The organism is Bacteroides sp. (assembly GCF_028690125.1).
In the GTDB taxonomy this organism is placed as follows: Bacteria; Bacteroidota; Bacteroidia; order Bacteroidales; family Bacteroidaceae; genus Bacteroides.
Map to the genome: position 1 here is coordinate 119,271 of NZ_JAQVBV010000003.1, position 13,047 is coordinate 132,317.

Annotated in this window: 8 protein-coding genes and 1 tRNA gene; 3 read left to right on the top strand and 6 right to left on the bottom strand. The window is 38.8% G+C overall.

Going from position 1 to position 13,047, the window contains the following annotated elements:
• The first annotated feature begins 11 nt into the window (after positions 1–11).
• Positions 12–86: transfer RNA gene (locus PHO71_RS03320), tRNA-Arg, on the top strand.
• Positions 87–258: 172 nt separating this feature from the next.
• Here the strand turns inward: PHO71_RS03320 and secDF are convergent.
• The 5 genes from secDF to PHO71_RS03345 all read right to left on the bottom strand — a co-directional run bounded on the left by secDF (position 259) and on the right by PHO71_RS03345 (position 8,233).
• Entirely contained in the window at positions 259–3,282 is a 3,024-nt protein-coding gene (secDF, locus tag PHO71_RS03325; RefSeq protein ID WP_300198882.1) for a protein translocase subunit SecDF, read from the bottom strand.
• Positions 3,283–3,446: 164 nt separating this feature from the next.
• Positions 3,447–5,531, bottom strand: a complete 2,085-nt coding sequence (locus tag PHO71_RS03330) for a M3 family metallopeptidase (protein ID WP_300198885.1) — start codon at positions 5,529–5,531, stop codon at positions 3,447–3,449.
• Between the two features lie 28 nt (positions 5,532–5,559).
• Entirely contained in the window at positions 5,560–6,645 is a 1,086-nt protein-coding gene (locus PHO71_RS03335) for an endonuclease/exonuclease/phosphatase family protein (RefSeq protein WP_300198888.1), read from the bottom strand.
• Positions 6,646–6,648: 3 nt separating this feature from the next.
• Positions 6,649–7,551: a rhomboid family intramembrane serine protease gene (locus PHO71_RS03340; protein ID WP_300198891.1), complete on the bottom strand. Its 903-nt coding sequence runs from the start codon at positions 7,549–7,551 to the stop codon at positions 6,649–6,651.
• Positions 7,532–8,233: a rhomboid family intramembrane serine protease gene (locus PHO71_RS03345; RefSeq protein ID WP_300198893.1), complete on the bottom strand. Its 702-nt coding sequence runs from the start codon at positions 8,231–8,233 to the stop codon at positions 7,532–7,534. The genes PHO71_RS03340 and PHO71_RS03345 overlap by 20 nt, the downstream gene beginning before the upstream one ends.
• Before the next feature lie 215 nt (positions 8,234–8,448).
• Between PHO71_RS03345 and PHO71_RS03350 the strand changes: the two genes are divergently transcribed.
• Positions 8,449–8,721: an HU family DNA-binding protein gene (locus PHO71_RS03350; protein ID WP_300198896.1), complete on the top strand. Its 273-nt coding sequence runs from the start codon at positions 8,449–8,451 to the stop codon at positions 8,719–8,721.
• Between the two features lie 83 nt (positions 8,722–8,804).
• Positions 8,805–10,598: an arginine--tRNA ligase gene (gene argS / locus PHO71_RS03355; protein WP_300198899.1), complete on the top strand. Its 1,794-nt coding sequence runs from the start codon at positions 8,805–8,807 to the stop codon at positions 10,596–10,598.
• A 331-nt stretch (positions 10,599–10,929) separates the two neighbouring features.
• Here argS and PHO71_RS03360 read toward each other — a convergent pair whose 3' ends face one another.
• Positions 10,930–12,963, bottom strand: coding sequence for an LruC domain-containing protein (locus PHO71_RS03360; protein ID WP_300198901.1), 2,034 nt, complete (start codon positions 12,961–12,963; stop codon positions 10,930–10,932).
• Between the last annotated feature and the right edge of the window lie 84 nt (positions 12,964–13,047).

Here is a 13,047-nt window from a genome sequence, read left to right on the forward strand (position 1 = left end):
AAAATAGAAACGGCCTTGTAGTTCAACGGATAGAATAGAAGTTTCCTAAACTTTAGATAGGGGTTCGATTCCCCTCGAGGCTACCAGAAGGAAATTTATAGGTGCTAGTATTGTTACTTTCATACTGTATTTAGTTTTAAGTTTTACAAAGTGCTTCTCTATAAATATGAACGTCCAATAGCTTCTATTTGTTTGATTAATCAATAGAAAAAGCCTCTCCCGACTCTCGGAAGAGGCTTTTTCTATATTCAAAATATATTATTCTTCTGTGCTTACTTTCTTGTCTTTCATCATGTTATATGCGATCGGAGAAGCAATGAACAATGAAGATAATGTACCGATTACTACACCGAGGATCATTGCGAATGCGAAGCTGCGGATTGAATCACCACCAAGGATGAAGATACACAACAATACAATCAATGTACTTAATGAAGTATTAATAGTACGTGCCAATGTAGTGTTTAAAGAATCGTTGAATAACTGACGCTTATCACGTTTCGGGTACAATCCGAAGAATTCACGTACACGGTCGAAGATTACCACCTTATCGTTAATAGAGTAACCGATTGCTGTCAGGATGGCACCGATGAATGTCTGGTCTATTTCTAATGAGAACGGAACGAATCCCCACAACAGTGAGTAAGCACCGATAATCATAATAGTATCACAAGACAATGCAACAATAGAGCCTACACTATAAGCAATGTTACGGAAACGGATTAAGATGTACAGACCAATTGCAAACAATGCCAGAACAACTGACCAAATTGCACCTGTTTTAATATCGTCTGCGATACTTGGACCTACTTTCTGAGAACTGACGATACTACCACCTGTATGGTTATCACGGTCAATAAAGGTATCTAGGTCAATGTTCTGAGTGAGCAACGGTTTCAGCGTTTCATATAGGAAACTTTCGATTTGAGAATCGACATTATTGCCTTCATCTTCGATACGGTAGTTAGTGCTGATACGTACTGTTTTCTTATCTGTACCAATAGCGATAACACTAACGTTAGCGTCACCAAACTTACTGGAGATCAGTTCACGAACTTGTTCCGGCTCTACCGGATTTTCAAACTGCACCTTAAAATTACGTCCACCGGTAAAGTCGATACTCTGGCTTAAGCCGCGGTACGCGAATGAAGTGATACATACAAGGATGATCGCACTTACGATGATCAATGATTTCTTATTGGTACCCATAAAGTCGAAGCGAGTATTTACCAATAAGTTTTTGGAAATCTTAGAAGTAAATGTCAGATTCAACCACTTATCTTTACTCATGAAGTGTTCATAAACCAAACGAGTCATGAATACAGCTGTAAAGAAGGATATCAGGATACCTATAATCAAAGTCGTAGCAAAACCACGAATCGGACCTGTACCGAAGTTGAACAGGATAATACCTGTGATAATAGATGTCAAGTTAGAGTCGAAGATTGCAGAGAAGGCGTTGGAATAACCGTCAGCAAGTGCTTTCTTTACTCCCTTACCAGCTCTCAACTCTTCTTTTGTACGTTCGTAGATAAGTACATTTGCATCCACTGCCATACCCAATGACAATACCATACCGGCAATACCTGACATTGTCAGTGCAGCCTGGAAGGAAGAAAGGATTCCCAGCGTAAAGAAGAAGTTGAGGAACAATGCTCCGTTGGCAACCATACCGGGTATCAAGCCGTACATAGAACACATATAAATCATCAACAGGATCAAAGCCACAGCGAATGAGAAGATACCTGCGTTAATTGACTCTTGCCCTAACGACGGACCAACAATATCTTCTTGTACGATGTGAGCCGGAGCCGGCATCTTACCAGATTTCAATACGTTAGCTAAGTCCTTTGTCTGTTCCGGAGTGAAGCTACCGGAGATTTCAGAACGTCCGCCTGTAATTTCATTCTGTACGGTTGGAGCAGAGTATACATAATTATCGAGCACAATGGCAATACTTCCTTTTGAAGGAGCAACTTTCTTGGTAAGTTGTGCCCAACGGCGAGCGCCATCATTATTCATTGCCATAGTGACAATTGGCTTGCCGTATTGGCTGAACTCATCTTTAGCATCAACAATTACATCACCTTCTAACGGAGCTTTTCCATTACGTTCAGTCAGCTTGATACCATATAATTCGAATGTCTGTTTCTTTTTATCGAAATCGGCTGCCGCTACACCCCATTTCAAACTAAGATCTTTCGGAAGCTCTGCTTTCACTGTTGGCATGGCCAGATATTTGTTGATCTCAGCAGTATCTTTGTAGTTTGCATAACCAATAACCGGACCTTGGCCACTTGTGTTTAATTGAAGAAGAGCTAACAATGGATATTGCTTTTTGATTTCTTCTAAATTTGCAGCAGTTTTTTCTTCTTTTTTGTCTCCCTTCAAAGCAGCTGCAAGGCTGTCGGCAGCACTAACTGCTTTTTTTGTCGGAGTTGCTTCTGTCAGTGTAGCTGCCGGAATTGTATCACCTGTAGTTACAACAACAGTGTCTGTTACTGTTTCTTGTGTTAATACACCACGCAACTTAGCATCAGCTGTCTGGATACCCGGAAGAATTTCCTGAGCTGTGTAAGTTTCCCAGAATTCCAGATTAGCAGAACCTTGGAGAAGTTTTCTTACACGTTCGGGCTCTTTGATGCCCGGTAGTTCCACCATGATACGGCCCATTTTATCTTCCAGACTTTGTATGTTTGGTTGAACTACACCAAAGCGGTCGATACGGGTGCGAAGTACGTTGTATGAGTTCTCTACTGCAGCTTTAACTTCTTCTCTTAATACTTTTTCAACGTCTGTATCCGATGATTTCTGGTTGATCTTATCTTTCAACTGTTGTGTTGCGAAGAGTTCGGATAGTTTTGCATCCGGAGCAGCTTTGTGGTATTCTCTAACAAATAGAGTGATGATATCGTCCTGACTATTGACAGCTTGTTTAGCAGCTTCAGCCAATGCTTTGTTGAAAGTTTCATCCGGCTTATTGTCGGCCAATGCTTTGATTACATCGGGTACAGAAACTTCAAGGATAACGTTCATACCACCTTTTAGGTCCAAACCTAAACTGATCTCCATCTCACGACATTGTTTCAGCGTCCAGTTACCCAGCCATACCTTCTCGTTTGAGATAGAATCGAGGTAGTCTTGTTCTACTTGCACGTCACCTTTCGCAATTTCTTTCGCCTTATTGGCATAATGGCGAGTCACGAAGGAGAAGGAGAGGTAGAACACGCATACCAGCGTGAGTAATACCGCAAAAACCTTTATAAATCCTTTGTTTTGCATTTTACTTTTAATTTATGATGATTACTTTTTTAATTTAATTTTCGTTTAATTCTGTCGTATACAAGTTCATTCTGCCGTATACAAGGCTGCAAATATAGTTTTTTTTTCACATTCGTGTGTTATAAGCCCTCAAATATTTGATGTTGAACGGCTTTTTTGCCGAATTATTTCATTCCTCTGTTTTTTAATAATGGCTCTAAGCTCGGTTCTGCTCCACGGAAATTCTTGTAAAGCACCATCGGGTCTTCACTGTCTCCCTTCTCCAAAATGTTGTAGCGAAATAAATCAGCAGTGACTTTGTCAAAAATACCGTGTTCTTTGAAGGCTTCAAAGGCATCATTATCCAATACATTTGCCCAAAGGTAGCTATAATATCCGGCTGCATATCCGCCGATTATATGATTGAAGTAAGTCGTACGATAACGTGGCGCAATTTCCGGTATCAAACCGAGCTTGCCCATTGCTTCTTTCTCATATGCAAGAATGTCTAAATTCGTTACATCCTTCAAGGTGTGCAAGTTCATGTCGAGGATAGCTGCCGCGAGTAATTCGGTAGTCATAAATCCCTGATTGAACGTTTTTTGTTTTTGAATCTTTTCGATGATTTCATCGGGGATTACTTCGTCGGTCTGGTAGTGTTTAGCATACATTTTCAAGACTTCCGGTTCAGTTGCCCAATGTTCGTTGATTTGAGATGGAAGCTCTACAAAATCGCGTACAACATTGGTACCGGAAGTGCCTTTATATTCACATTTGGTCAATAAACCGTGCAGGCCATGCCCGAATTCATGGAATAATGTTTCTACTTCGTCCATGGTTAGTAGAGATGGAGTATCACCTACGGGTTTAGTAAAACTGCCCACATTACATACCAACGGTCGGGTTGATCCTTGTTGCTCACGATAGTTGCTCATCCATGCACCGCCACTTTTTCCCGGGCGGGGAAAATAATCTACATAGAAAATACCTAATTGAGACCCGTCGGCATCTTTTACTTCAAATACTTCTACGTCCGGATGGTAGGTTGGGATACCATTCAGTTTATTCAATGTAATTCCATATAGCTTGTTTGCTACGGTGAAGGCACCCTCCCTTACATTTTCTAGCTTGAAATAGGGCTTGGTTTCTTCTTCAGATAAGTTGTACTTTTCTTTTCGTAATTTCTCTGTATAATACCACCAGTCCCATGCTTCTAACTTTTCCTCTTTACCTTCTTTGTCCATTAATTTCTGAAGATCGGCGGCCTCTGCTTTCGCTTTTGGAAGGGCGTAACTCCATAGATTGTTCAAGAGGTTCATCACATTATCTGCATTCTTCGCCATCGTCTCGTCAAGGACAAAATTAGCATAGGAGTCAAATCCTAACAGATTTGCTTTTTCCAGGCGGAGAGATACGATTTTTTTGATTATTTCTTTGTTATCATTAGAATCGTTGTTGTTTCCCCGGTTAGTATAAGCTTTGTATATTTTTTCACGGAGAGGACGATTTTCTGAATATTGCAAAAAAGGCAGTCGGCTGGCATTGTGTAAGGTGAATAGCCATTTACCGGCTTGTCCCGCAGCTTTTGCCTCTTCAGCGGCACTTTGACGAAACCAGTTCGGGAGTCCGGCTAAATCTTCTTCTTTGTCCACAAAGAGCTGGAAAGCATTATTTTCATTCAGTATGTTGTTACTGAAAGTGATGCCGAGTGTAGACAATTCTTTGTTGATGTTACGGAGACGGGCTTGTTTGTCTGAACTGAGGTTTGCTCCGGAGCGTACAAATCCTTTATAGGTCTTTTCTAATAAACGTTTCTGTTCGGATGTAAGATTCAAGGAATCTTTTTGCTGGTATACTGCATTTACACGTTTAAATAAATCCTGATTTAATGAGATGTTATCTTCGTGTTCGGAAAGTATGGGGGCCAATTTGATGGAAAGCTCAGTTAGCTCATCGGTGGTTTCAGCATCTGTCATATTGAAGAAGATAGCACTTACACGATCTAGGATAGGAGCGCTATTGTCCAAAGCTACAATTGTATTTTCGAAATCAGGTACTTCAGTGTTATCAATGATTGACCGGATCTGTTGGTTTTGCTCTTCGATACCTTTCAAAAAGGCCGGTTCGTAATGTTCTAATTTAATCTTATCGAAAGGAGGAACTCCATTTTCTGTTTGAAACTCAGTGAAAAAAGGGTTGTTTTCTGTTTTCGTAGAACAAGAGTAAATCATACAACTTATTGCTAAAATGGTTAGTGTTTTTTTTATCATTGTAGGGGATATATTAAAAATTCAGTGTTTAGCGTTTGCTTATATGGCACCATATAGGGTAGTGATCGGAGTCTTTGATAGACCGGTCTACCGTGCAGTTATAGGCTTTCAGATTAGGGCTGATGAGGATATTATCTATTCGGAAATAAAATTTATTTTGATTGTAGGAGATTCCTAAGCCTTTGCCGGATTGAGTAAAAGCATCATCCAAATGTTGGGTGAGAATACGGTGGGTGTATGAAATAGACACATCATTGAAATCACCGCAGGTAATAATAGTCGGGTATTTACTCTCCATAATGACATTGGCTACAGAATCGGCTTGTACGGAACGGATGGCTGATGCCTCTGCTAACTTTTTGACAAGTTGCCGAAGTCCTGTCTTTACTTTTTTTGCGTTTGGATCATTGATCATATCTTCATATATCCCTCGGTCTTCCTTGGTTAATTTGTTAGATTCCAGGTGATTATTGATCAAGGTGATGGTGTCTTCATTCACTTTCAGTGTGTACAGCATGGAGCCGTTATAGGAACTTTCATATTTGATAGAGCTTGCTGTGAGTATGGGAAACTTTGAAAAACAAGCAAGTTGGGAATCGCCTATTCCGGGTCGGCGTATTGAATAATAAGGATAGGCTTTAAGAGCTTTTTTTATATCCTTTTCTGTTACATACTTTTTATTTCCGGAAGCATTATATTCTTGTAAACAAATAATATCTGCTCCGCTGTTAGACAAATAGGTAAGTATCGGATTTTGTCCATCCTTCTTTTCCATGTTATTAAACCCCATTACATTATAGGAGAGAAGTTTGATGCTTTCTTCCGGAATAGATTTATCGGGAAAATTAATAGGTATATAAGATTTTATCTGCGGATAACAGATAAGGAAACCTATAATGGTTAGAATGGTGTAACGGTAATTGATGATTAACCAAAAAATAAAGAAGCAGATATTTACTGCCAGAAAAATAGGAAATGCAAGTCCTAAGCAAGAAGCAAGTGGATGTATTTTCGGATGAAGATACGAACTATAGGCAGTTAAAATCAACATTCCTATAAAAAATGCATTGATTGCCAATATTAAATATGAGACGATTTTGCCAAAGTGTTTCATATTCTATCTTTTACTTGCATCAAACAAGCTTTTCTTTTCTTCAGTTGTCAGACTTTCGTAACCGGATTTTTTCAGCTTTTCCAGAATACGGTCTACTTCGTCCGATTGTGCTTTTTTGTGGGCGTTGTAATTGTAATCTTTATCACGGGAAGTTTGACCACCGTAATGTACTTTCATTTTCGGTTTACGCTTCCATGTTTTTTTCTGAAACAGAGACATGAAGCCGTCCAGCAATCGGTTGATCCAAATGGTCAAGTCCTTTCCTTTGCTTAGGCTTGCTGCAAACCAAAGTCCGCCGAGAGCACCGCCTAGATGAGCGATGTGTCCTCCGGCATTACTTGAAGTAATAAATAATAAATCGGTTCCTATTACGATTAATGCCAGATATTTTAGACGGACAGCACCGAACAGAAACAGTTGTACCCGATAATTGGGTTCCCGGTAAGCCGTGGCTGCTACAATAGCCAATACGGATGCAGAGGCTCCTACTAAAGTGGAATTGGAAACGGCCTGACTGAAATAAGGAAAAATGTTGTAAGCAACCATATAGAAAATACCACCACAAATCCCTCCTAAAATATATAGTCCACGCAAGTGTTTTCCCGAAAAGAAATAGAGAAACAGACTTCCAAACCAGTATAACCAAAGCATATTGAACAGGATATGCAGGAATCCGGCGTGCATGAACATATAAGTGAACAAAGACCATGGTTGGAAAATAAACCGGTTAAGAGAAGCCGGTAATGCGAATTGATCAAATATTCCTGTGGCACTGAAATTAAACAGTTGCAGGAATATGCTTATTAACGTACCAATAATAAAGATAGCTACGTTAATGAAAATTAGTTGAATGAAGATGTTTCCTCTTCTGAATGTTTCTTTTAAATCAGCTATAATATGTCCCATTTCCTCTACTTTTTTTTCTCCAATATAGAATAAAGATTAGCCCGAATAACATTCCTCCTAAATGGGCGAAGTGGGCAACATTGTCTCCCGGATTATTAGACAAACCTAACCATAACTCAATTGCGGCGTATCCAATTACAAAAAACTTTGCTTTGATAGGGAAAGGCAACGGGAAGATAAACATTCGATTATTGGGATACAACATACCAAATGCGAGCAAAATAGCATATACGGCTCCCGAAGCACCTACCGTAGTCCAGATGTTCAGATAACTTTCTACAGGCATATTAGTTATACTTCCTGCCAGATCTCTTACAGGGATTATATCTGATAACTGTAACTGTGAAAGATTACCGGCCATATAGGTAGCAAACTGGACTCCTTCCTGAATAAGTCCTGAACCGATACCACAAGCAATATAGTAAAAAAGGAAACGTTTAGGTCCCCAAGTTTGTTCGAGGATCGGGCCGAACATAAATAAGGCGAACATATTGAAAAAGATGTGGGGGAATCCACCATGCATAAACATATAAGTAATAAGCTGTGCCGGATTGAAGTCACTTGCAAGAAAAAAATGCAGTCCCAAATAATTGGTTAAATCGATGCCGTATTTTTGAGCAACGATTGTTCCAAAAAATATTAGTACATTGATAATTATCAGGTTTTTAGTTACAGTTGGCATAATTTTAATTTCTGAATATTTATAGTTGAAATGCAAAAGTACGAATAATTTCTGTTTTAAAGCATGAAAATGACATCCTATTAGCTCTTTTTCAATAATTTGCTGCGTTTTTTTGATGTTTTTATTTGATATGTTGTTTTGTTCATCTATATTTGTAATGTTCTTGTAGGGAATCTTTTATGTAACATATATATTAATTAATCATTTTACGTATCATGAATAAATCTGAACTTATTAGTGCAATGGCCGCTGAAGCTCAAATGAGTAAAGCCGATGCTAAGAAAGCCCTCGAAGCTTTCATTTCTTCAGTTACTACTGCTATGAAAGCTGGTGACAAAGTATCTTTGGTTGGTTTCGGAACTTTCGCTGTTAGCGAAAGAGCTGCAAGAACCGGTATTAACCCATCTACGAAAGCAACTATTACTATTCCTGCAAAGAAAGTAGCTAAGTTTAAACCAGGTGCTGAATTGTCTGCAGCTGTTGAATAAGATATATAGTTGAAAGAAATTAAAAGAGGAGGCGCGACGCGTCTCCTTTTTTTGTATCTTTGCGCGCAAGAAACAACTTGATTATGAAGATTGAAGATAAACTTGTAGCGTCCGTTATTAGCGGACTAAAGGCACTCTACGGTCAGGAAGTCCCTGAGAAGATGGTGCAGTTGCAAAAAACCAAGAAAGAATTTGAAGGACATTTGACATTGGTCGTATTTCCTTTTCTGAAAATGTCAAAAAAAGGGCCGGAGCAAACAGCCCATGAAATTGGTGAATATCTGGAGGCAAATGAACCGGCTGTGGCGGCTTTTAATGTAATAAAGGGTTTTCTGAACCTAACTATTGCTTCGGCTACTTGGATTGAGTTACTAAATGGGATTCAAGCTGATGAACAATATGGTTTGGTGAAAGCTACTGAGACGTCTCCGCTAGTAATGATTGAGTATTCTTCTCCGAATACGAACAAACCGCTTCATTTGGGTCATGTGCGCAATAATCTTTTAGGAAACGCATTGGCTAACATTGTTGCAGCGAATGGAAATAAAGTAGTGAAAACAAATATTGTGAACGATCGTGGTATCCATATTTGTAAGTCAATGCTGGCATGGAAGAAATATGGGAATGGCGAAACCCCTGAAGGATCTGGTAAAAAAGGTGATCATCTAGTAGGCGATTATTATGTTTCTTTCGACAAGCATTATAAAGCCGAAATTGCAGAACTGATAGCAAAAGGCATGACGAAGGAAGAAGCGGAAGCTGCTTCTCCATTAATGCAGGAGGCTCGTGAAATGCTTGTGAAGTGGGAAGCCGGTGATTCGGAAGTGCGTGCTTTGTGGACCATGATGAATAACTGGGTGTATGCCGGATTTGATGAAACCTACAAGAAGATGGGGGTTAGCTTCGATAAAATATATTATGAATCCAATACATATCTTGAAGGTAAAGAAAAGGTAATGGAAGGTTTGGAGAAAGGTTTCTTTTATAGAAAAGAAGACGGTTCTGTCTGGGCTGACCTTACTGCAGAAGGATTGGATCACAAGCTTCTTCTTCGTGGTGACGGAACATCTGTCTATATGACTCAGGATATTGGCACTGCTAAACTTCGCTTTGCAGATTATCCGATTGATAAGATGATTTATGTTGTAGGTAATGAACAGAATTATCATTTTCAAGTGCTTTCTATTCTGCTTGATAAATTAGGTTTTGAGTGGGGAAAAAGCCTCGTACATTTCTCTTACGGAATGGTGGAATTGCCGGAAGGTAAGATGAAGTCCCGTGAAGGAACTGTAGTAGATGCAGACGATTTGATGCAGGAAATGATTGCTACGGCAAAAGAAACATCAGAAGAACTTGGTAAGTTGGATGGTCTCACGAAGGTCGAGGCGGATGATATAGCTCGTATTGTAGGTTTGGGGGCCTTGAAGTATTTCATTCTTAAAGTGGATGCTCGTAAAAATATGACCTTCAACCCGAAAGAATCAATTGATTTTAATGGTAATACAGGTCCGTTTATTCAATATACTTATGCTCGTATTCAGTCTGTGCTGCGCAAGGCTGCTGAATCGGGAATTGTGATTCCAAAAGAAATACCTGCGGGTATTGAATTGAGTGAGAAGGAAGAAGGATTGATTCAGATGGTTGCTGATTTTGCAGCTACTGTAAAACAAGCCGGTGAGGATTATAGTCCGTCAATCATTGCAAATTATACATATGACTTGGTAAAAGAGTATAATCAGTTTTACCATGATTTTAGTATTTTGCGTGAAGAGAATGAAGCGTTGAAAATATTCCGTATTGCTCTTTCTGCCAATGTAGCTAAAGTTGTTCGTTTAGGTATGAGCTTATTGGGTATTGAAGTTCCTTCCAGAATGTAAGTCTTTTCTCTGAATAAAATATGCTTATGCGGGGTTTCTTTAATGCAATTATTAGGGGAATCCCGTATATTTTTGTTCAATTCTTTGTCTCAGAAAAGAAGAGTAAATGTGGTTTCCGTCTCTTATTTCAAATTGATGTTTGACTTGATTTGCTCTTTTCGGTTAGGTAACTTTCTTGTTATTGGTTACATTCTGTGACTTGAGTTATAGCGTATGGTTCGCTGTTTAGATATTATAACAACATACAATAAAAAAAGGCTGTCTTTGTATAGAACCTGCTTATTAGCACTTATCTATATCTGAGACAGCCTATTTTTATATAGTTGTTATTCTACTTAGTTATCACCTTTGACATATCAGGATCCTTCCACCAGTTCGAATTTTGTACTCCGAAACTTGATGCCCAACTTTCGAACTTAGGATATGCTTCCTTAATGCTTGCTTGTTCCATTGGAATTAGAAAGTTGGTTTTCTTCACGATTCCAATATTTACTCCACTAATTTGAAGTCCTGTCGGTAAATTCTCATTATTTACGTAATATAACCCTTCATCCGGTCTGGATGCATCAGGAGCTTTCCCGAAATATGAATAGTCCATCTTTTGAGTTGGTGGGAACTTTACAATATGAGCTTCTCTTCCACGTTCTTTATTACTGGTGATGATGATGAAAGGATTCATGTTAAACTTGTATAGCTGATTCCAACTCGGATTATTAAAGAAAGGGGTGAATACTTGTTCTGAGAATTTTTCCTTCGCAACTTCTATTGTTACAGTAAAAGTCTTGTTTAAAGCAGCTTTTATGTCATCGAATAGTATAATGGTAGGATAATTTTGTCCGGGTTCCAGATTTTGTCCTTCCATGAATCGTGAAGGAGATAGATCGGACTCAATTGTTACTTTTTGTATGTCACTGCTAGATATGCCGGTAAGTTGGTAGCCAAATCCATTTTGTGTTGTAGCACCGTTATGTTTGGGAACAAATGTATCTACTATCTTTTGAACTTTACCAGTTAGAACACTTTTATAAATGTCACGTTTATATTCTACAACCATATCATTCATGTCATAATCTCCCTTAGCAGGCCAATAATCTTCAAATGATAATACACCTTTGTGGGAAGTATACAGACTCTCAAGTGGAGTATCAGGAAGCTCTTCTACGCCACCTGTTTCGATTGACTCTCTATCAGAAAAATCAAGATAGAATACTGCGTCACCAAAATTTCCTAGCCTGGTGTTGTCAGTTGGTGTAAAAGTTGTGGCGTCTTCCATTCCAAAAGCCACTACTTGTCCGGACTTGTCTTTTAGAGCTATAGTACGGTGTTCGCCACTATTGTTTAACTCACGAATAGAATAGAAAGTACGTCTGTCGCTCTGTATTTTAGAACTTTTCTGATCGAAAGAAGAATCCATCATGAACCATGCAATACTTACTCCCGCAGGAAACTCATCGACGAATTTTGTTCCGTCCCAGTATTTCAATTCTACCCTATCTCCTGCATACATACTACCTGGTGTATTGCTGGAGTTACATACGGCAGTTGATATACGTGGATATACGATCACTGGAGTGATATTTGAAGTGTTAGTTGGCTTTTGATTGGTTGGATAAGTAAAGTATCCTACAGTGTTCTGTTTGGATGCTGTACTGGTAAGCATGACTAATCCAATTTTAGCAGGCTTGATGATGTTGATTTCTATATTTACATTATCGTCTATATATTGTGGGAATTCATTTTCCATTTTTGCACTGCCCCCTGGCTTGATGAATACAGAGTGGATGTTGTACAAAAGCTGGGCATCTATTTCTGTTGTTACAGGAGAAAGATAGGTCGGACAACCTATGTTGTCCCAGTCGCCTAAAACCTTGCAATAGTCCGGATATTCGTAGCCATTTTCTGTAACGCTTCTGAGTGTACCCTTAGCTTTTTGTAAATTCTGTTTAAAAGTATTCTGGTCAAAAGAAATTTTTCCGTTTTCAATTGGTAGTTTGATAGGGCTGATTGTTCCTAAGAAATCAGAATAAAGATATAATTCCGTAATATATGATGGGATGGATATGTCTTGGTTGAAAACTCCATTAGCATCTGTACTTCCCCGATATACCGGTTCTTCTTCCGTCTTGACGAAATTGCCGGTTTCATCTTCTGATATTGGATTTTCGGCATACAGTTCAAAAACTACTTGATAGTTTTTGAATCCATAAGATAGGTTTACGTTGCAATTAGAGGATGTTGTAAATCCGAAGAAGGTATCAGCCGGTTTAGCCTCCGGAGCTTGATACAAATCTTTTTCCGCGCAACCTGACAACGAGAATAAACATAGTATCCCGTAAATTGCTGATTTGGTTTTGTTTGTTTGCATAATTATGTGGTTTTTAACGACTTCGTCATTTAGAATACAAATGTAGAAATAATAATGCAATTAAACAAAAAAATAGTTCGTAAA

What these genes read in the sequence shown, in the direction of transcription:
- secDF (WP_300198882.1), bottom strand. Translation starts at nt 3,282, where the DNA reads ATGCAAAACAAAGGATTTATAAAGGTTTTTGCGGTATTACTCACGCTG.
- PHO71_RS03330 (WP_300198885.1), bottom strand. Translation starts at nt 5,531, where the DNA reads ATGATAAAAAAAACACTAACCATTTTAGCAATAAGTTGTATGATTTAC.
- PHO71_RS03335 (WP_300198888.1), bottom strand. Translation starts at nt 6,645, where the DNA reads ATGAAACACTTTGGCAAAATCGTCTCATATTTAATATTGGCAATCAAT.
- PHO71_RS03340 (WP_300198891.1), bottom strand. Translation starts at nt 7,551, where the DNA reads ATGGGACATATTATAGCTGATTTAAAAGAAACATTCAGAAGAGGAAAC.
- PHO71_RS03345 (WP_300198893.1), bottom strand. Translation starts at nt 8,233, where the DNA reads ATGCCAACTGTAACTAAAAACCTGATAATTATCAATGTACTAATATTT.
- PHO71_RS03350 (WP_300198896.1), top strand. Translation starts at nt 8,449, where the DNA reads ATGAATAAATCTGAACTTATTAGTGCAATGGCCGCTGAAGCTCAAATG.
- argS (WP_300198899.1), top strand. Translation starts at nt 8,805, where the DNA reads ATGAAGATTGAAGATAAACTTGTAGCGTCCGTTATTAGCGGACTAAAG.
- PHO71_RS03360 (WP_300198901.1), bottom strand. Translation starts at nt 12,963, where the DNA reads ATGCAAACAAACAAAACCAAATCAGCAATTTACGGGATACTATGTTTA.